Raw genomic sequence first — 20,690 nt, forward strand, 5'->3', positions numbered from 1 at the left:
ATTTTTCCTTAAAAACATTTTCAGGATATTACAAAATATTACGAAGGGTTTTTAGAATGATTTCTAGAATTTGAGTATTGGTGTTACTTCGAGCCGGCATTACATATAGAAGAGCCTGAGTTAAGAAGGAGGGAGGAGTTTAGCGTTTTTTAGGAAGATGAATATTAGTGGCGTAATTGAATTACAAATTTTATGTAATTTTTTCACATGATAATGAAAGCGTTTTCTATAACGATTAGTTAATAATCAATTCACCAATTTCTATAAAGGAGGCTACATAATGTCCATTCCAAAGGAAAAGCTGCTGTGGATGTATGAAACAATGGTAAAAAGCCGCTATTACGAAGAGAACATTATTGAAGCGTACTCGGAAGGAAAGAAACCAGTTTTTAATATTGGTGCTGGCCCTATACCAGGAGAAATGCACCTGTCCAATGGACAAGAACCGGCCGCAGTCGGGATTTGCGCCCATTTAATGAAGGAAGATACAGTTACTTCCCCTCATCGTCCTCACCATCACGCGATTGCAAAGGGCGTTGACTTGAAGAAGATGACTGCTGAAATTTTTGGAAAAGAAACCGGCCTTGGCAAAGGAAAGGGCGGGCATATGCATCTGTTCGACCCTGAAGTGAAATTTTCCTGCGGGGGCATTGTTGCAGCAGGCGTTCCTCATGCTGCCGGGGCAGCTCTTGCCGCGAAACAGAAAAACAAGGATTGGGTTGCAGTAGCATTTATTGGCGAAGGAGCCGCGAATGCTGGTGCATTCCATGAAACACTGAATATGGCGGCGCTTTGGAAGCTTCCATTAATCGTTGTCGTAGAGAACAATTCCTGGGGCATTTCTGTTCCAAAAACTGCATCAACAGCGATTTCATCCAATGACCAGCGCGCTTCTGGATATGAAAACACAGCCGGCTACCTTGTGAAGGACAATGATCCATTGGAAATGTACCGTGTTTCAGGGGAAGCGGTTGAAAGAGCCCGCCGCGGAGAAGGCCCATCGATTATTGAGATTGAAACGTACCGCTTTCTTGGCCATTTCCAGGGTGACCCTGAGCTATATCGTGAAAAGGAAGAAGTCCCTGCGCTGCTGCAAAAAGATCCGATTTCTAAATTAAAGACCTATATCCTTTCTAAAGGAATTGCTTCTGACAAAGAAATCGAACAGCTGGATAAAAGAGTAAAAAACGAGGTGGACACTGCGTTCGAATTTGCCAGGGAAAGTAAATATCCGCTGCCTGAAGCCGCATTGGAACATGTATTTTGCTAAATTACGATGATAGGAGCTGAATAGAATGCAAGAAATGCAAACAACCAAACGTATGCTAACAGGGAACAAGGCTATGGCTGAGGCAATTGCCCAGGAAATGGAGCGGGACCAGAACGTGTTTGTGCTGGGTGAGGATGTCGGCAAATACGGCGGAATTTTTGGTGCAACGCAAGGATTGATTGATAAATTCGGCCCGACACGAGTACTGGATACACCTATTTCTGAAACCGCATTTATCGGAGCGGCAGTTGGTGCAGCAGCCGAGGGAATGAGGCCAATCGTTGAACTTATGTTTGTCGACTTCTTCGGCGTCTGTATGGACCAGATTTATAACCATATGGCAAAAATTCCTTATATGTCAGGCGGTTCGGTGAAGTTGCCGATGGTTTTGATGACGGCAGTGGGCGGCGGCTACAGTGATGCTGCCCAGCACTCGCAGACCCTTTATGCAACATTCGCCCATCTTCCTGGGATGAAAGTCGTTGCTCCTTCTACTCCTTATGATTTAAAAGGAATGATGACATCCGCGATCCGTGACGATAATCCGGTCGTGTTCATGTTCCATAAGACGCTGCAGGGCTTGGGCTGGATGGACCAGGTGGATTATTCAGTTGGCGAAGTGCCTGAAGAATCCTATACCGTTCCGCTTGGAAAAGCGAAGGTTGTTCGTGAAGGAACAGACGTAACCATTGTGGGAATCCAAATGATGACACACCAGGCAGTTGCAGCTGCCGAAATGCTTGAAAAGCAGGGAATCAATGCGGAGATCATTGATATCCGTTCACTCGTTCCGCTCGATAAGGAAACAATCCTTAATTCTGTGCGCAAAACTCACCGCCTGGTAGTGGTTGATGAAGATTATCTATCCTTTGGATTCACATCGGAAATCGCTGCGATTGTGGCCGAGGAAGCACTTTATGAATTGGAAGCACCAGTCAAGAGGCTTGCGGTTCCGAATGTTCCGATTCCATACAGCCGTGAACTGGAAAACTACATCATTCCGAACGCACAAAAAATTGCCGATGCAGTAGTTAAGTTAACGAAAGAATAGATTTATGTTTATTATCGCGGCTGTTCGGTGTTAGAATAGCCGCTTTATCCATTTCAGATAGTTTCGTTAACGGAGGTTCAATTAGCGATTGTTGTAGATTTATTTGCTATGCTATTGGTTCTATTTGCGGTTGCAGCCGGTTTACCAAAGAGGAGCCTGATTTTGCAGGTTTTGTTCTGTATAGTTAATAAATTTCGGTTCTATTAGCGATTGTAGTAGTTCTATTAGCGATTGTAGTAGTTCTATTAGAGAGTACGCCATATCTGTAAACCTTCCCACTAATTTTCAGAGGGTTTGGTCGCTTTGAGTGCCCAGGACAGTAGGTAGCTGCTATTTAACAATTAAACTAACAATTAACAAGTTGTTGTTCTTTTTTGGGAGGAATCGGAATGCAGGATACACAAACAATACATCAAATCACATTACCTCGATTATCTAATACAGATGAAGAAAGCCTTATCACCTTTTGGTATAAGTCAAAAGGGGATTATGTAAAAAAAGGGGATGTACTCGTAGAGGTCCAGACAGAGAAGGCAGTTTCTGAAATCGAATCAGATACAGATGGGGTCATTGTAAAAATCCACAAAAAAAGAGGAGAAGTCGCCGCTGTTGGCGAAGTGCTTGCCAGCATAGCTTCGGGTGATGGGTCTGCGAGGCAGATTGGAAACCAGAATCTCACTCAGGATACGTTTCCATCTGTCCAGCAAGAACTGCCGGTGAACACGTCATTTGTAAAAGCATCTCCACGGGTGCGTAAACTGGCAAAGGATTTGGGCGTTGATTTAGCTGCAACTCCAGGAACTGGAAAAAATGGTGAACCCACGGTTGAGGATATCCAAATAGCAGTTAAGCGCCGTGCCGCCGACATGTCTGAAAAAGAGGCACAAGATGAAACGAATGAGGCATTATCCGAAGTGGCATCAAATTGCAATTTTACTGAAACATCAACAGAAGATCGAGAAAATCAAAAGCCAAGGATTATAGCCACGCCTTCAGTAAGAAAGCTTGCCAGGGAAAAGGGGGTCAACCTCGAAGAACTGCAGGGAGAAGTTAATGGGAAAATACAGCGTGAGGATGTTCTGCGCTTTGCCGAAGAAAGAGGACAGGATAAAGGTGAGACGGCTGATCCTGAAACATCCCCAGAAACGCACGAAGCGGTTGAGGTAGTCAGGTTTGCCGGTGCCCGTAAAGCAATCGCCAAAGCCATGACACATTCAAAGCAAACCATTCCTCACGTCACTCATTTTGCAGAACCGGATGTTACGGAACTGGTCATACACAGGGAGCGGTTTAAGGAAGAGGCCAGATCAAGGAATATTAAATTAACCTTTCTTCCTTATGTGGTGAAAGCGCTGATAGGTGCCTTGAAAGAATGTAAAGAATTGAATGCTTCCATTGATGACAACGAAGAAAATATCCTTTATAAAAAATACTATAATATCGGAATTGCCGTACAGACGGAGAACGGGCTGGTTGTCCCAGTAATTAAAAATGCAGATCAGAAAACCGTCACGATGCTTGCAAAAGAGATTGAATCCCTCACCGCCGCAGCAAGGGAAGGCAAATTGACTGCTGACCAAATGAGAGGGGGAACGTGTACAATATCTAACATAGGATCAGTTGGCGGGCAATGGTTCACCCCTGTAATCAACCACCCTGAAACTTCAATTCTAGGAATAGGGGAAATCTTTGAAAAACCGAGTGTAAGGAATGGTGAAATTGCCATCGGAAAATTGCTGCCGCTTTCACTTAGTTATGACCACCGCGTCATTGACGGCGTGATTGCCCAAAATGCCCTCAATCACATTAAAAAGTTATTGCAGGATCCGGAACTCCTGCTTTTGGAATTGGACTAATCGCTTTTACAAGTTTTTAAACATTACCTTAGGGAAAAAGAGTCATGTAGCTATGACCTAAGGAGATGAAACAATGACAATAAAAGCGTTAGTCCTGAATTGCACCCTTAAAGATAGTACACAACCTTCCAATACCCGAGCACTGATTGACGAAATAGTGAGAATTTTTGATGGAAACGAGGCGGAAACGGAAGTTCTTACTATGGCCGATTATTCCATTGGATACGGCATTACTAATGAGGCTGTAAATGAAAAAGATCAATGGCCGGTCATTTTTGAAAAAGTGAAGCAAGCGGATATTCTGGTCATTGGGTCACCGATCTGGCTTGGTGAACAAAGCAGCTTGGCGACATTGGTTGTGGAAAGATTATATGGCGGGAGCAGCCTTACGAATGGGAAAGGGCAGTACATTTATTATAATAAAGTAGGAGGAGCGGTGGTAACCGGCAATGAAGATGGCGCTAAAAACGTCTCAAGCTATCTGATCTATGCATTGTCCCATATCGGGTTTACCATTCCTCCTAATGTTGATACGTATTGGGTTGGAGAAGCTGGTCCAGGCCCTTCCTATATTGAAGCCAAAGGCTATCAAAACGAATTCACAATGCAGCACGCAAAAATTATGGCATACAATTTGCTTCATTTTGCCAAGCTTTTGAAAGATCACCCGATTCCTGGAGAAGGAAATGTTATAGAAAGCTAATAAAAAATCCGCTTGGAAGTTATCCAAGCGGATTTTTTCAATCTATATACTCGGTAAAAAATAGTTCCTAAAAAAAGGAATTTGCATGGTGAATGTTTAATTACTCTAGCAGCAGGAACCTTGGGATATGGTTCCTGCTGCTTTCGTTTTCATGTTATGCAATAAAAATCCTCTGATTGGCTGCTTAGGATGAATTACCGCCCGCCTATCTGCTGGCTAAGGCGGACAACCTGCCTGTTTATACGGGTGATTTCCTGATTGATCCGTCCAAATTCTCTATTGATCCTGTTGATTTCCCTGTTGATTCGGCCGATTTCACTGTTTTGCCTGGTCAGTTCCTGTGTTTGCCGCTGGTTTTGCCTCTCAAGCACATCTACTCTTCTTTCGAGTTCCTGAAGCTGGGGTGGCTGTCTGAATGGATCAAATGCCTCTTCATACTGGAATTGCTGATTCTGGTTATAATTTACATGAGGATCGAATTGCTGGCTGTGATCATGAAATAGATAAGGATTGAATTGCTGGCTCTCGCCATGAAATGCGTAAGGGTCAAATTGCTGAGGGACATACTCATGATTAAAACTGTATTGATACACTGGGCGTCACTCCTGTTTGTGAATTTGTCTTAACACATTACAAATTATGTAGGTAAACGTGGAATGGCACGGCAAAAACCCATGGACAGCCCACTTAATATCTTGTCCAAATTCGAGTGGTGACGTTTGGGAACGGTTTAAGCAGTTCCTGCCACTGCAGCCCTATGTTTTGTTCTGAACATGGAGTAAGAATTTCGCATTGTCATAAGTATACGCCACACAGTTAAAGCATATCTTCGTCAAAGGGTGCTCTCGACGGAAAGGGGGATCAAGGATGCCATATATCAACATTGAAGAGGGTGTAGAGCTGTACTACGAGGATCAAGGCGAAGGCAGGCCTATTATTTTTATCCATGGTGTTTGGATGAGCAGCCGTTTTTTCCATAAGCAGATGCCTTATTTTTCTAAAAATTACCGGGCTATCGCATTGGATTTGCGGGCGCTCCTCTCATGTGAATTCAGGACATACCGTAGCAAATTATGCCCGTGACCTGCACACCTTCATAACCACACTGGAGTTGAAGGATGTTACATTGGCCGGGTGGTCGATGGGGGCTTTCGTTGTGTGGGATTATCTGAAGCAGTTTGGGGAAGAGAATATTCACTCCACTCTGATTGTAGATGAGCTGGCTTCCGACTTTAAATGGCCTGATTTTGAAATCGGTGCATTCGACCTTGTGACTCTTACTCATTTCATGAGGGAAATCCAGGTCAACCAGGTTGGATTCCTTGAAGGATTTATCCCTCTAATGTTCAAGGAAGAACTTTCAGCCGAGGATTTTGCCTGGATGCTGGAGGAAACAGCCAGATTGCCAGAGACGATTGCAAGCACCGTTCTATTTGACCAGTCTGTTGTGGATTACCGCCCGTTCCTGCCCAAAATAAAGCTGCCGACTTTATTGTGCTTTGGCAGGGAAGAAAAGCTGATTCCGGTGGCAGCCGGAGAACACTGAAACAAAACATTCCAAACTCTCGGCTCGAAATCTTTGAAAATAGCTGCCACTGCCCTTTTTAGAAGAGACTCCATTGTTCAATGAGAAACTAGACTCTTTTCTCGAGTCGATAAAATGATTTCAATTTCATTTTTGTATGTGGAAATCCAGCTTATTAGATGAAAAAACAAACCTGCCTGGTAAATTGACTCGGGCAGGTTTTTAAATGGGCTGATAGGAAGAATTAATCCTCGTCCGGTTTGAAACCGATCAACTTGGCTTCTTTCACTTTTTGTGGTGATATATGATCTGGAAAAGTGATCACAGAACTGATGTAATCCCATCTGATCAGCAGATTGCTTACACAAGTTTCTTCCTTTTGCTGGTCCGCAGGAATCGCTTTACCTTCGTCATCTTCAGTTCTAGTCCTTATATAGCAGGGGTTTTCGACCCATAACCCCATGTTGTCTGATTTAATTAATTTGACAAGATACCACTCGTTTGGCTGATAGATACCTGTGATAGGGCCAATCAAATCCTCGGGCAAATTCTTGAACTTAATCTGGATCTTTTCATTAATAAAGCTGTCTAACATTCTGCTCCCTCCTGGCGAAGTTTATAATCGTTCACGTAAGCAATAAACATTCATTATGTATAGTTCCATTATTAAAAGGTTTTAAACATGAAAATGTGGAGCAGAAATCAAACCGATTCCCTGGAGACTCCATTTTTTCGCTAATAAAAGAGTACATTGGCGTTAATCCCGGTAACTGCATTTTGAATCCCGGTAACTGCATTTTTAATCCCGGTAACTTGTGTATAATCCCGGTAACCTCATTTAACTCAAATTATTTTCCCTGTAGCCTCCTCAAGATTTCCAATTGCCCTTGTTTTTTAAGCAAATTAAATAAAAAAAGCAGCCCTGAGGCTGCAATACATTGAAATCTTAAAGCTTAAACGAACTTTTCAATGAAACAATCCGGTTAAAAACAAGATTTTCTTCTGTTGAATGCTTTGGATCGACATTAAAATAGCCGTGCCGGAAGAACTGGAACTTGTCCTGGGGTTTTGCATCCTTCATATTTGGTTCGATGAAGCCGTGCAGGATTTCCATTGAGTTTTCATTGACATAGTCAAGGAAAGTTTTATCTTCATCAGTCTCTTCATTTAAATCGGCATCCCGGATTAACGGTTCGTACAGGCGGAATTCTGCAGGAAGGGCATGCGTTGCATCCACCCAGTGGAGAGTGCCCTTTACTTTACGGCCGGTAAACCCTGTGCCGCTTTTAGTTTCCGGATCATATGTGCAGCGGAGTTCAACCACTTCACCGTTTTCATCTTTTACCACTTCTTCACATTTAATGAAATAAGCATGCTTTAAACGCACTTCATTGCCCGGGAAGAGGCGGAAATATTTAGCTGGCGGATTTTCCATGAAGTCATCCTGCTCCACATAAATTTCACGGGAGAACGGAATTTGCCGCATTCCCATTGCCGGATTTTCAGGGTTGATTTCAGCATCAAGCATTTCAACCTGGCCTTCAGGATAGTTGGTTATGACAACTTTTAATGGCCGCAGCACACCCATCGTCCTCGGTGCTTTTAACTTCAAGTCTTCTCTCACAAAATGCTCAAGCATCTGTTCATCAACGGCCCCGGAGCCTTTTGAGACGCCGGTTGCTTTAACGAATTCCCGGATTGATTCCGGAGTATAGCCTTTTCTCCTCAAGCCGGAAAGTGTCGGCATGCGGGGATCGTCCCAGCCATCCACAAACCCTTCATCGACCAGCTTTTTAAGCTTCCGTTTGCTCATGACAGTGTTTGTTACATTTAGACGGCCAAACTCGATCTGCTGTGGCTGGCCTTCCATTTCACATTCAGCGACCACCCAGTCATAAAGTGGGCGCTGGTCTTCAAATTCCGTCGTGCAAAGCGAGTGGGTCACACCCTCGATCGCATCCTCAAGAGGGTGGGCGAAGGCGTACATTGGATAGATGCACCATTTATCGCCAGTGTTATGGTGCGTTGCATGGGAAACGCGGTATATCACTGGATCACGCAGGTTAATATTTGGCGATGCCATATCAATTTTCGCCCGCAGCACCCGGCTGCCATTTTCGAATTCACCGGCCTTCATGCGCCCGAACAAGTCAAGGTTCTCCTCAATGGTACGGTTCCGGTAAGGACTCTCTTTTCCAGGCTCGGTCAATGTACCGCGGTACTCGCGGATTTGCTCCTGTGTCAGGTCGTCGACATAGGCTTTTCCCTTTTTAATTAACAGCACTGCCCGCTCATACATCTCATCGAAATAATCGGAAGCAAAAAATAGATTTTCCCATTCGTATCCGAGCCATTTCACATCTTCCTGAATGGCGTCGACGTATTCCTGGTCCTCTTTTAGCGGATTAGTATCATCAAAACGCAGATTTGTCGTACCGTTAAATTCATCAGCCAGCCCAAAGTTGATGATGATCGATTTGGCATGCCCGATATGGAGATATCCGTTTGGCTCAGGCGGAAAGCGGGTAACAACTTTATCGCGCTTTCCGCTTTCCAAATCCTCTTTAATGATCGTCTTTATAAAATTCGAATTCTCTTCCACCCTGTATCAGCCTTTCCTTTTGTATGTAATGTCTATTTTAATTATTACCATTATACATTTCCATAGAACTCTATACTAATAAGAAAATACAAGAAATACAAGACGCCATCCGGGTTTTACATAAAAAACACAAGGTAAAACAAGATAGAAGGTGAAACTTAATATTCGTACTTTAGAGACGAAAACATTAAAATAAGGAACAAATGTTGTATAGATAGAAAAGGAGTTCGGCATATGAAATTTCAGCAATTGGACACCTCCGGTGAGCGCCTGCAAATGATGCGCACCCTGTCCAGCCGCTTTAATGAAAGGGCGGCTGAAACAGATGAAAAAGGGATTTTCCCATATGAAAATATTGAGGATTTAAGAAGTACAGGCTATACAAGCCTCACAGTTCCGAAAAAATTTGGAGGGAAAGAAATTTCCCTGTCGGAGTTTGTCAGGCATCAGGAACGGATTGCGGAAGGGGATGGCTCGACCGCTTTATCGATCGGCTGGCATATGGGAATCATTAAAAATCTTGGAGAGAAGAATTTATGGGACGAGGAACTGTTCCGGTATGTATGTGAAGAAGTGAAAAAGGGAGCTTTGCTTAACGCTGCGGCTACAGAACCCCAGACTGGAAGCCCTACACGAGGCGGCAAACCTCAGACAACCGCCGAACATAAAGACGGCCACTGGGTAATCAACGGAAGAAAAACATTTACGACGATGGCACCAGTTCTCGACTTTATCATTGTCAGTGCGTCTATCAAGGATAGCGACGACACAGGGAACTTTTTAGTTCCGAGGTCAGCAGCCGGAGTCCGGGTTGAAGAAACGTGGGACAGCATTGCTATGCGCGGGACAGGCAGCCACGACCTGATCCTGGAAAATGTGGCAGTAAAGCCGGAATTTTTTGTTGAGAAATTTAGTGGGGGAGACAGGAAGACGAACGGCTGGCTGCTTCATATCCCCGCATGCTATTTAGGGATCGCTCAGGCCGCACAGACCTATGCCATTCAATTTGCGAAAGAGTACTCACCAAACAGTATTTCAGGTTCCATCATCGAATTGCCCACTGTCCGCCAGAAGATCGGCGAGATGGAGCTGGAACTGATGAAAGCACGCCATTTTCTTTATGCAGTTGCTGAAAAATGGGATCGTGCTGATCACGCAGAACGGGACCTTTTGCAGCCTGAATTGGGTGCAGTAAAACTCGCCGTAACCAATGCCGCCATCAGGGTGGTTGACCTGGCGATGAGGGTAGTCGGTGCAAGGAGCCTCTCTCTGAAAAATCCGCTCCAGCGGTATTACCGGGATGTCAGGGCAGGTTTGCATAACCCGCCAATGGATGACATGACGATTGAAATGCTGGCCCGGAATTCCATCGCTAAAAATAATGATTGATTAAATTGTATGCACTGCATGAAGAGCACCCTGCCAATAACAGGCAGGGTGCTTCTTTTAGGGTGTATTTTACTACAATAGCCGCGGATGTTTTTGGTGCTAGCAACACGGATGCTGTGTTCAATGTTTAGTTTGCAGCAGCCGTGGCTGCTTGCTAGCTTTATTTGGCAGCTGTTGTCGCAGCGGCCGCCGCTTTTTCCACTGCTTTGTATGCATTTACATAGCCGGCCCCGACTTCAGGAAGCTCATAGCCTGCCATAGGGTCTGCTGTCTGGACCATAAGATCCAGTGCCATGTCTGGTGTCAAACCAGGCTGTGCTTCTTCCATCAGCGCGATGACCCCGGAAATATGCGGAGTCGCCATGCTCGTTCCGCTGGAAGTAGTGTAGAAAGGCAGGTAGCCAGGGTTTTCGATATAAGTCGCATCTGTTGCCGTGCCAAGGGCATTCATCACCAATCCTGTGGATGAACGGGCCGCAACAATATCGACTCCAGGAGCGGTGATATCAGGATGGAGGTTCTGGTCTCCCGCTACTCCTCTTGACGAAAAGTCAGCCAGCTGCTTATCCTTTGTCCCTGCCGCAACACTGATGACCCATGGTGCTGCAGAATATGGGTTAAGCGTATTTTCGCCAGGACCTTCATTGCCAGCAGCAAATACAACAGTCATGCCGGCATCATGGGCCTTTTTTGAAGCGACGTTGATTGGATGGTCCGGAGTGTATGCACCGGTTGAACCCCAGCTGTTGCTGATGACGTCAATCCCATATTTTTGCTGGTTTTCGATAGCATAATCAAAGGCTTCAAGTGACCAAAGGATGTTGATCCCTTCACCGACGCCAAGGCCGACCAATTTTGCATCGGGAGCAACACCTTTATATAGTCCATCACTGGCAGTCCCGCTTCCTGCAATCGTTCCGGCAACATGCGTGCCATGCCCGGAAGTCGTGTCCGTATTGGCGACATTCTCAAGGTAAAGTGGTTCATTTCCGAACAGGTCGCCTGCCAAAAACTTGACATTCTGGATCACTTTTTCGCCAAATTTCAGGTCTTGATGGGTAGCGTCAATTCCGCTGTCTATGACTGCAACCGTGACACCTTTTCCGGTATATCCAAGATCATTCCAGACAGCTTCAGCGCCAATCAGCGTGCGGCTGTCTTTTAAAAAATATTGCAAGTCTTCATTTAAATAGACAGATGCAATGTTGGTCGCAGAAGCTAGGAGTTTCGCGAGTACACCAACATCACCTTTTACAGCTAACATCGGCAAATTGTCAAAGGGTTTTGTTTTTAAGCCAAGAGATTTTAATAGTTGTACATCAGTCAATGCAGGGAATGCTTTGTATGTGATGATGGCCTCGACGTTCCCCGAGCTTGAAGGATTCTTTAGCAATTGTTGAAGCTTTGGATCAACCTCCGCAGACAGAAACTTGGCCTGTGGGGCCGGTGCAGATGCGCTGAACATAAAACTCATTAAGAACATCACGGCTAGCAGGAAACTGAACTTTTTCATAAAAACCTCCTTAGAAAGTTTATAAAATTCTGACACTAATATATAACCAAAAATAATAGCTCAGAAACCTGCTGGCTCACACGAACTTCAAATTGATAGAATAGCTCAGACACCTGACTTGGTCGCACGAACTTCCCATTCAAAGAATAGTTCGCCTGAAACTTGGCATCCTATGGTTGCAACTTTATTTAAAGGAGTGACCGTAATGAGAAAAGCGTGGATCATGCTGGTTTCAGCCATTTTCCTGTTCAGTTTGGCGGGATGCCAAGGAGACAATAATGCCCTGGATAATGAGGATGGGCGGGTCAAGACAAACAGGGCCCGGACGAACAACGCAAATGAAGGAAGTCAAAATAACAAGAGAATGAGAGTGGCAAACCGTGCTTCCGAAAATGTAGAGCGCATGGATGAGGTGGAACAGGCTCATGTCATTATCACCAATAATAATGCTTATGTAGCGGTACGGCTCGCACACGACGATACCAACAGAGGCGGCAATGATGATCGCGGGGGTAACCGCGGCGGAGGCAACAACGGAGGCAATGACACAATGGAAGGCGCAGATAATCCCTTTATCGAAAATGGCATTATAGATGGCAAGGGAGATGCCGGTAAAAACAATAACAGGAATGAAAACAGCAACGGACACGGGACAGACAATGCAAATGGAAATGGAACCGGTGCGAGCTACGGTGTTGGGAACGGTACGAATACAGGTGCCGCTCCCGGAGGAGGCGGGACGAATGATAATGGAAATGGTACAAATGGCGGTAACGGTACGAATAAAGGTGCGGCACCTGGCGGAAACGGCAATGATTACACCTCAGTGAATACAGCTTTGGAACAAAAAATCGCTGACCAGGTTCGTGCAGCGGATGATAAAGTGCACAGGGTTTACGTTTCATTGAATGAGGATGATTACAACAGATTGCAAAACTATGCTGATGATATCCGTGCAGGCAGGAATACTGATGGGCTGCTTGAAGACTTTAATAATGCTGTTCGCACCATGTTTGAAAGATAAGAACGTTGCAGGCTGCCGAAAGTTCGGCAGCTATTTTTTTGATTAAGTGCATAGGACTTCACAATCCGTAGTCTCCCCTTTCAATTATTGGGATGATTGTTGTAGCGTGTGCACTGTACTAAGCCCAACAAAATATGTACGTCTGATAGCCTTTTATTTTTCGCCATAGGTGGTAATCCAGACTGGGTTGCTGCACTGACATAAACTATTGGTGATTTATAAAAGGAGGAGAAGGCGATGAGGAAAAGAAATTACCCTGGAGCTTATCCAGGCAGCAATGGTTTCCCTTACACAGGCCGCACGCAGGGCGGGTTGCCCCTTCAGTACGGGATCCAGGGAGCAGGTTATCCTGGATCAGGTGTATATGGACAGGGTGGCTATCCACAAAGTGGCTATGCCGGTTTGCCTGGTTATGGAGACCTGGGCCAGGCCGGTTATGGAGGACTTGGTTCCCCCGGGTATGGAGGACTTGGCCAGGGCGGATATGGAGGACCTGGTTCCCCTGGGTATGGAGGACTTGGCCAGGCCGGTTATGGAGGATCAGGTTCTCCAGTTTACGGAGGTTTGGGCCAGGATGGCACCGGCTACCCAGGTTACGGAGGGCTCGGCCAGGCTGGATTCGGAGCCACCAGCTCACCGAGTTACGGCGGGCTCAACCAAGGTGCAACGGGTAATCCAGGGTATGGCGACATTAGCCCGGGAGGATCAGGATGTGGCTGTAAGGGATATGGCGATATTGGCCAATTCGGCAAGAAGGGCACCGGCTACCCAGGTTATGGAGGTTTCAGAAAAAAAACGGAAAAATAACATCAAAAACAACTGGGTCATAGCGCTGATTTTGCAGCAAAAAAGGAAGGTGCCAAACCTTCCTTTTTCAATGGGATTTAACCCACTAGTTATTTTGGATCATCCTAAAAAGCTCATAGGCACGGTCTCCCGTTATTTGCACAAATTCTTTCCAGGTTTGATCCCTGAGCAGATCAAGCTCCACGATTCGTTTTGCCAGTTCAATCACTTCATTGTTCCTCATTTATTTTTGCACTCCCTTTTTGCAAAAGTTGTTATAAGCATGTTTCAATTCAGTCAGGGTGAACTTATTAGCCGGTTTGTCAGAATGTTTTAATAAGCCGTTCTCGATTAGTTGATTCATAAAAAATCGCCTCTGCTTCTCAACGGCTTCACGTAAAAACGGCATTGTAACAATTCCCCTTTCGTTTTTTGTTAAAGTTATTTTATAAAAGCGCAAGACGGTTATCTGCTATTTTGTCAGGTTCGCTGACATAGTTTCTTTTCCCGTTGTGAGTGTTTTTAACATGTTTCCCCGATTTAGTTCATATAAAAGTTGATAGGAATTGATTCATGCGGGGACTATGCTATACACTGAATAATAAATTATGAGAGATTTTGTGGAGATGTAGGAAATGGAATTGCGGGACAAACAAATATATGAGGCGATAGAGGCCTGCCTGCTGGCAGGGAAAATCATGCTGCAGAGTGGTGCGGAGACATATCGGGTAGAAGACACGATGATGAGGATGGCGTCTGCGTTCGGGGTTGGGGAAACACACAGTTATGTGACACCGACCGCTATCATTTTTACTTCAGGAGGCAAGGGGCCCGTTACGACGAAGCTTGTCAGGATATCGGATCGCACAACGGACCTAAAGAAGGTGGCAATGGTAAACAACATCTCCAGGAAGATCAGCAGCGGCGACCTGGATCTTGCAGAAGCTTTCCGTCAGTTAAAGGATATCGAATCAGCCAACCTGACATTTTCCGTCCAGCTGCAGCTGTTTGCTGCGGCAGTTGCAAGTGGCTGTTTTTTGATTATGTTCAAGGGTGGCTGGCCAGATTTTCTTCCTTCCATGGTTGCCGGGGGAGCAGGCTATTTATTTTTTATACAGTTCCACAGGCTCGTCCCAATCAAATTTTTTGCGGAGTTTGTTTCGAGTTTCCTAATTGGGCTGATTTCATTCGCGTTTGTTAAGGCCGGGCTTGGCCATGAGCTGGATAAAATCATTATCGGGTCAGTTATGCCGCTTGTGCCAGGGTTGCTTATTACCAATGCCATCAGGGATCTGATGGCCGGCCATTTGGTATCGGGAATCTCAAAAGGGGCAGAAGCTCTATTGACTGCATTTGCCATCGGCTCCGGGATAGCTGTTGTGTTGTCTTTTATTTAAGGAACTGGTTCGTTGATAAATTTTAACGGCCGCAGGTGCCGTTTCAGTCAAGAGGAGTATATAAATGATGTACATTGAACAGCTTGTTACGAGTTTTATCGCTTCGGCGGCATTCGGAATTCTTTTCAATGCACCGAAGGAATCTTTGATTAAATGCGGATTGTCAGGGATGTTTGGCTGGATGGTTTACATCGTTTTGGAGAACATCGGATTTGGTACTGTTTTCAGCACCCTTGCTGCCTCGTTTTTCATTACGGTGACGAGCCAGGTGTTTGCCAAGATATACAAGACACCCATCATCATTTTCAGTGTTGCCGGAATCATTCCGTTAGTCCCTGGCGGTCTCGCGTATGATGCGATGAGGAATTTCGTCGAAAATGACTATAGCACAGCCGTTGCGCTGGCGGCGAAAGCAACGATGATTTCCGGTGCGATCGCGATCGGTCTGGTTTTTTCCGAAGTGATCAACCAGGTCATCCGCCAGTCAAAGCTGAACCCGAATCAATAGCAGGAAGGGCAAGGCTGCAAGGAACAAATGTCCTTGAGACAGGCTGTCAAGGCCAAAAAGCTTCAGGGAAACAATTAAACTGTCTTTGAGACAGGATCCCAAGGACAAAATGCACCAGGGAAACGGAAAAATTGTCTTTAAAAAGTGATATAGACGCATAATATTATCACCATAAATAACCAATTATTTTGAGGATGTAAACTATTAATGCCCAATCCCCAGCAGGGGGGTGGGCATTAATAGTTTACATAGCTGGCATTAAAGTTTCACGATTGTCCGCCCGCGCGCTTCACCTTTAAGGATGGAATCCAATGAAGCCGGCAGTTCCTCTAGCGTGACTTCTTTTTTGATTGTGTCCAATAACCCCTCTGGCTTCAGGTCGGTCGCCATTCTATGCCACAGCTCTTGCCTTGTGTCCATAGGGCAGTAGACGGAATCAATGCCCAACAGGTTAATCCCTCTCAGGATGAACGGGAAAACGGTGGTTTGCACGTCAGTTCCGCCTGTCAGGCCGCTGACCGCCGCAGAACCGTTGTAATCGAGCTTGCTCAAGGCTGCAGCCAGTGTTTTGCCGCCAACCGGGTCGACCGCTGCAGCCCACAGCTGCTTGTCCAGCGGCTTGATTTTTTCCCCATATATATCCTCACGGGAAACGATTTCCTTTGCCCCGATTTCCATCAAGTAACCATGTTCCGATTCTTTCCCTGTGCTTGCCACGACATGATAGCCCCGCTTCGCCAGGATTGATACCGCGATGCTCCCTACGCCTCCGGTAGCCCCTGTAACCAGCACCTTGCCTTTTTCTGGAGTAAGTCCATTTTGTTCGAGGCGGTGGACAGATAAAGCAGCGGTAAAACCGGCAGTGCCGTATATCATGGCTTCTTTTAAAGTCAATCCATCAGGGAGAGGCACGATCCACTCCGCCGGTATTCTCGCAAACTCACTAAATCCGCCAAAATGGGAAACACCAATTTCGTAGCTGGTCGCAATGACTTCGTCACCTTCTTTAAAACGGGAGTCGGCTGAACTCACGACAGTACCGGCAAGGTCTATTCCGGGAATGAACGGATAATTCCTTACTATCTTACCGTTCGGAATGCTGGCCAGGCCATCTTTATAATTCACGCTCGAGTATGCAACCTTGATAACAACATCGCCTGCGGGCAGATCTTCGAGAACAACGGTCTTAATTCCAGCTGTGAAATTGTCCTCAGATTTGTCGACTAAAAATGCTTTAAATGGCTTGTCCAATTTTAAAAACCCCTTTTCGGTTAGTTACATTCTCATTATAAGGAAAAACCGGCATCGATAAAAAGAAACTTTCTTGAACATTGAAGAATTGTAGGCAGAAGTCTGTGGACAGGGGCTTTCCGGCTGTGCGGGTGAAGAAATAAACCGAAGTTTTTAAGAAAAATACTTGGTGTGACGTACTTCACATACGCAGCTGTTATCCTATTTTAATATTTAGGTAGAAAATGAACATATGAACCGCATCGGAATTTGTCCAGTGCCACACGGTGAAAAATCAAGTTTTCACTATTCACAAATTGTTTATATTTTATGCCTTGTTCAAGCTGTTCTCCGTGTTACTCTTTTAACAGAAATAACCGTAAGGAGGTTTCGAGCGTGTATAATTTTGAAAAATCTTTTTACTCCAAAACAAGCATGTATTCGTTCTATGCTGTACTCATCCTATTTTTTTCGATGTGGGTGGCGACCGATAATTTTCTTCATATAGATATGGCACTTTTAGGCTATGCGATTTCGTCAGCGATATTCGCGGTGGGCCTTGCAATCCGGATGAGCTTCTGGCTCTATAGGACGGCAACGAACAGGGTGGCATCGCGAAGCGTAAAAAACCTGTTCGATAAACAGCGCCAAAAGCGGAACGCCAAAGCAGTTTTTAAAACTCTCATTGATAATATCATCCTTCAAAAATTCATTTTTAACCGGGGTCTGTACCGGGGCATCCAGCACTTGATGATATCATGGGGCTGCATCATTTCCTTTGGGGTGACCTTCGGGCTGACGTTTGGCTGGTTCCGTTTTGACCTTGTTGACCCGGAAACGTACCAGGTTGTTTTCTTCAATATCCCGACAATCAAGATGGCAGCACACGGAATCTTTGCCGAGATCGTCTACAATGCCCTGAACATCGGGGCTATCATGGTGATGATCGGTGTCTGCATGGCACTGTACCGCAGGGTCACAGATTACGATGTCAAAGTCACACAGCGTTTCGAGTTTGACATTTTGCCGCTCCTTATATTGCTTGCAGTGACGGCAACAGGCTTGTTCCTGACCGTGTCCTACACCTTCCTGGAAGGCTGGATGCACCATTACATGTCGCTGATCCATCAAGTAACCGTCGTTGTCATGCTGATGTACTTCCCATTCGGGAAACTGTTCCATGTGCCGATCAGGCCGCTTGCCACTGCCGTTCCGATGAGCTACCAGGAAACAGTGAAAGTCGATACAAAAGCCTGCAAGTGCTGCGGGCAAGTGTACAGCGATGATGCCCAGATTGCCGATGTACAGGCGATTTTGAAAGCACAAAACTTCGACCTACAGCTTGCGGATGGATCATACCTGTCCGATTACTGCACGGCCTGCCGCCGCCGCATGAGGGCATTGAAACAAATGAACATGGAAGCCCCTAAAGGAAATCCATACGGCCCAGTCGTGACCAATAACGGGATCCATTTACCAGGATTCAGCAAAAAACGTTCAGAACAATTTTACGGTATAGACCAAGACTTGAGGGAGGAAACAGTCAATGAGCCAGTTTCTCGTTAAAGAAGGCGTCAAAAACCAGCTCCGCAAAGGTGAAAAATTAGTGACAACCCACTGCTGCTACTGCGGGATGCAATGCGGCATGCACATACGCGTCAATGAAAAAACGAACAAGGTAGTCGGCGTCGAACCCCGTTATGACTGGGTGCTGACAAGAGGAAAAATGTGCCCTAAAGGGGTGACAGCCTACCAGACAGTTGACCATCCGGACCGCATCAAACGGCCTTTGATCAAGAAGAACGGCAAATTCGTCGAGTCTTCCTGGGAAGAAGCGCTTGATTTGATCGAGCGCAAGTTCAAGGAAATCCAGGGCACATATGGCAAGGATGCAGTTGGTGTTTACGGGGGCGTATCGATGACAAACGAAAAATGCTATCTCGTCGGAAAATATGCCCGCGTCGGCCTTGGCACACGCTATATCGACTACAACGGCCGCTACTGCATGAGCTCTGCTGCCGGTGGATTTAACAAGACGCTGGGCATGGACCGCGGATCAACCCTTCCTTGGACAGAGCTTGAGCACACAGATTGCTTCTTCATGTCAGGAACAAACACGGCTGAGTGCCATCCGACCAGCATCCAGTGGTTGTGGAAAGCGAAGGACAAGGGCGTGAAAATCATTGTTGCCGATCCGCGTGAAACTCCGACAGCGCGTGTTGCCGATGTGCACCTTGACCTGCTGCCAGGAACGGATTCAGCTCTAGCCAATGGAATCATGCATCTCTTGATCAAGCACGACTATGTTGATTATGAATATGTCAAGGCGCGCTGCAATAATTTTGAAGAGCTAAAAGAAATGACGGCGAAATTCACGCCTGAATATACATCTGAAATTACAGGTGTTGCTGTTGAAAAAATTGTGAAGGCAGCACATATATACGGCAAATCACCACGTTCGGTGGTCATGTTTGCCCGCGGTGTCGAACAGCAGATAAAAGGCGTTGACAACGTCAGCCTTTACACATCGATGGCATTATTGCGGGGCCAGATCGGCAAATTCGCTTCAGGGGTTGCAACATTCACAGGCCAGGGCAATGGCCAGGGCGGACGCGAGCACGGCCAGAAAGCCGATGCGCTTCCAGGCTACCGCAAGATCACCGAGCCAAAGCATGTTGAATACATTGCCGGCGTCTGGGGCATCAAGCCTGAAGAAATGCCGCAGCAGGGTGTGTCTGCCTATGAGATGTTCGAGCTGATGGAAAACAAGACGATCCGCGCGATGCATGTGATCTGTTCGAACCCGGTTGTTTCATCACCAAACATCAATTATGTAACTAAAGCTATGAAAAGCCTGGATTTCCTTGTAGTCAATGACTTCTTCCTGTCAGAGACGGCCGAGCTTGCAGACGTAGTCCTGCCGGCTACGACATGGGCAGAGGACGAGGGGACAACAACAAATCTCGAAGGCCGGATCATCCGGATTCGCAAAGTAGTGGAGCCGCTTGGAGAATCACAGCCAGACTGGAAAATCATTAAAATGATCGCGGAGCGGCTAGGCCGGGGCAAGTTCTTCCCATACAATGAGCCAGGCGAAATCTTCGACGAGCTGCGCCTCGCTTCCAAGGGCGGAAAAGCGGACTATTATGGCGTCACATATGAAAAAATTGACAAACAGGACGGCGTGTTCTGGCCGGCACCTGCAGAGGATCATGAAGGCACGCCAACGGTTTTTAAAGAAAAATTTGCGACTGAAGACGGCCGTGCAAATCTTGCGGTTGTCGACTGGGAAGACCCGGCAGAAGTGCCAGGCAAGGAGTTCCCGCTCTGGCTCACAACCGGGCGCGTTGTCTTCCACTACCTGTCCGGGAACCAGACAAGGCGTGTCGGATTCCTGATGGAGCAATGCCCTGAGCCATTTGCGGAAATGCATCCGGAACTTGCAAGCGCGTATCAAGTACAAGATGGAGAAAAAGTTAAACTCTGTACTCCTCGTGGTGAGATGGTTACACCAGTTCGCGTGACAAAAGCGATTCGGAAAGATACACTGTTCGTCCCTTACCACTGGGGCAAGGAAATGTCCATTAACCAATTGACCAATCCGGCACTGGACCCGACTTCACGGATGCCTGAGTTTAAAGTTTGTGCTGTAAAGCTCGAAAAATTATCCTAAGGAAAAAATACGTTCATTTAATAAATTATTATGCGAGAAAAGTTTTCGATGTCTAGCTCCAGCGCCTAGCCAGTTTTCATCCTGAATAGACTTCCCCGAGTATCTTGCGAGAAGCGTTAGCTTTGAGCAGCTCGGGTCATAAGCCGTCTCCATCCGGAAATCA

General features: G+C 46.0%; 17 protein-coding genes and 1 pseudogene. 12 read left to right on the forward strand and 6 right to left on the reverse strand.

Going from position 1 to position 20,690, the window contains the following annotated elements; translation table 11 throughout:
• Positions 1-280 precede the first annotated feature (280 nt).
• The 4 genes from CVD19_RS09920 (at position 281) to CVD19_RS09935 (ending at position 4,880) form a co-directional block, all read left to right on the forward strand.
• On the forward strand, positions 281-1,270 hold the full coding sequence (locus tag CVD19_RS09920) for a thiamine pyrophosphate-dependent dehydrogenase E1 component subunit alpha (RefSeq protein ID WP_101581706.1): 990 nt from the start codon (positions 281-283) through the stop codon (positions 1,268-1,270).
• Between the two features lie 34 nt (positions 1,271-1,304).
• The gene (locus CVD19_RS09925; protein WP_101581760.1) at positions 1,305-2,321 is read left to right on the forward strand and encodes an alpha-ketoacid dehydrogenase subunit beta; all 1,017 of its coding nucleotides are present in this window, start codon (positions 1,305-1,307) and stop codon (positions 2,319-2,321) included.
• A gap of 389 nt (positions 2,322-2,710) precedes the next feature.
• Positions 2,711-4,177 (forward strand): 2-oxo acid dehydrogenase subunit E2, encoded by a 1,467-nt coding sequence (locus CVD19_RS09930; protein WP_101581707.1) that lies wholly within the window; start codon positions 2,711-2,713, stop codon positions 4,175-4,177.
• Between the two features lie 73 nt (positions 4,178-4,250).
• Positions 4,251-4,880 carry a flavodoxin family protein gene (locus tag CVD19_RS09935; protein ID WP_101581708.1) on the forward strand — a complete coding sequence of 210 codons (630 nt, stop codon included), beginning with the start codon at positions 4,251-4,253 and terminating at the stop codon, positions 4,878-4,880.
• A gap of 194 nt (positions 4,881-5,074) precedes the next feature.
• Here CVD19_RS09935 and CVD19_RS09940 read toward each other — a convergent pair whose 3' ends face one another.
• The gene (locus tag CVD19_RS09940) at positions 5,075-5,473 is read right to left on the reverse strand and encodes a hypothetical protein (protein WP_101581709.1); all 399 of its coding nucleotides are present in this window, start codon (positions 5,471-5,473) and stop codon (positions 5,075-5,077) included.
• 274 nt (positions 5,474-5,747) lie between these two features.
• On the opposite strand from CVD19_RS09940, the pseudogene CVD19_RS09945 reads away from it, so the two are divergent.
• Positions 5,748-6,544 (forward strand): annotated as a pseudogene (locus CVD19_RS09945) (alpha/beta fold hydrolase).
• A gap of 105 nt (positions 6,545-6,649) precedes the next feature.
• Here CVD19_RS09945 and CVD19_RS09950 read toward each other — a convergent pair.
• Entirely contained in the window at positions 6,650-7,000 is a 351-nt protein-coding gene (locus CVD19_RS09950) for a hypothetical protein (protein WP_101581710.1), read from the reverse strand.
• 351 nt (positions 7,001-7,351) lie between these two features.
• Positions 7,352-9,007, reverse strand: a complete 1,656-nt coding sequence (locus CVD19_RS09955; protein WP_101581711.1) for a glutamine--tRNA ligase/YqeY domain fusion protein — start codon at positions 9,005-9,007, stop codon at positions 7,352-7,354.
• Between the two features lie 234 nt (positions 9,008-9,241).
• Between CVD19_RS09955 and CVD19_RS09960 the strand changes: the two genes are divergently transcribed.
• The gene (locus tag CVD19_RS09960; protein ID WP_101581712.1) at positions 9,242-10,396 is read left to right on the forward strand and encodes an acyl-CoA dehydrogenase family protein; all 1,155 of its coding nucleotides are present in this window, start codon (positions 9,242-9,244) and stop codon (positions 10,394-10,396) included.
• 160 nt (positions 10,397-10,556) lie between these two features.
• Here the strand turns inward: CVD19_RS09960 and CVD19_RS09965 are convergent, their stop codons facing one another.
• The gene (locus tag CVD19_RS09965) at positions 10,557-11,909 is read right to left on the reverse strand and encodes a S8 family serine peptidase (RefSeq protein WP_101581713.1); all 1,353 of its coding nucleotides are present in this window, start codon (positions 11,907-11,909) and stop codon (positions 10,557-10,559) included.
• A 205-nt stretch (positions 11,910-12,114) separates the two neighbouring features.
• On the opposite strand from CVD19_RS09965, the gene CVD19_RS09970 reads away from it, so the two are divergent.
• Entirely contained in the window at positions 12,115-12,933 is an 819-nt protein-coding gene (locus tag CVD19_RS09970) for a YhcN/YlaJ family sporulation lipoprotein (protein ID WP_180953576.1), read from the forward strand.
• 237 nt (positions 12,934-13,170) lie between these two features.
• Positions 13,171-13,740 carry a hypothetical protein gene (locus CVD19_RS25405; protein ID WP_101581715.1) on the forward strand — a complete coding sequence of 190 codons (570 nt, stop codon included), beginning with the start codon at positions 13,171-13,173 and terminating at the stop codon, positions 13,738-13,740.
• A gap of 85 nt (positions 13,741-13,825) precedes the next feature.
• On the opposite strand, the gene CVD19_RS24680 is transcribed toward CVD19_RS25405, so the two are convergent.
• Complete coding sequence (locus CVD19_RS24680; protein ID WP_180953577.1) at positions 13,826-13,963, reverse strand: hypothetical protein; 138 nt, start codon at positions 13,961-13,963, stop codon at positions 13,826-13,828.
• Positions 13,964-14,354: 391 nt separating this feature from the next.
• Between CVD19_RS24680 and CVD19_RS09985 the strand changes: the two genes are divergently transcribed.
• Both CVD19_RS09985 and CVD19_RS09990 read left to right on the forward strand, forming a co-directional pair.
• On the forward strand, positions 14,355-15,116 hold the full coding sequence (locus tag CVD19_RS09985; protein ID WP_101581717.1) for a threonine/serine exporter family protein: 762 nt from the start codon (positions 14,355-14,357) through the stop codon (positions 15,114-15,116).
• A gap of 64 nt (positions 15,117-15,180) precedes the next feature.
• Complete coding sequence (locus CVD19_RS09990) at positions 15,181-15,624, forward strand: threonine/serine exporter family protein (protein WP_101581718.1); 444 nt, start codon at positions 15,181-15,183, stop codon at positions 15,622-15,624.
• Between the two features lie 258 nt (positions 15,625-15,882).
• Here the strand turns inward: CVD19_RS09990 and CVD19_RS09995 are convergent, their stop codons facing one another.
• Positions 15,883-16,875, reverse strand: coding sequence for an NADPH:quinone oxidoreductase family protein (locus CVD19_RS09995; RefSeq protein ID WP_101581719.1), 993 nt, complete (start codon positions 16,873-16,875; stop codon positions 15,883-15,885).
• A gap of 375 nt (positions 16,876-17,250) precedes the next feature.
• Here CVD19_RS09995 and CVD19_RS10000 point away from each other — a divergent pair, with 375 nt between their 5' ends.
• Both CVD19_RS10000 and fdhF read left to right on the forward strand, forming a co-directional pair.
• Positions 17,251-18,420: an MFS transporter gene (locus CVD19_RS10000; RefSeq protein ID WP_101581720.1), complete on the forward strand. Its 1,170-nt coding sequence runs from the start codon at positions 17,251-17,253 to the stop codon at positions 18,418-18,420.
• On the forward strand, positions 18,401-20,527 hold the full coding sequence (fdhF, locus tag CVD19_RS10005) for a formate dehydrogenase subunit alpha (protein ID WP_101581721.1): 2,127 nt from the start codon (positions 18,401-18,403) through the stop codon (positions 20,525-20,527). Before CVD19_RS10000 ends, fdhF begins: the two co-directional genes overlap by 20 nt.
• Positions 20,528-20,690: the final 163 nt, after the last annotated feature.

The sequence above is a fragment of the Bacillus sp. T33-2 genome, from assembly GCF_002860205.1.
In the GTDB taxonomy this organism is placed as follows: domain Bacteria; phylum Bacillota; class Bacilli; order Bacillales; family Cytobacillaceae; genus T33-2.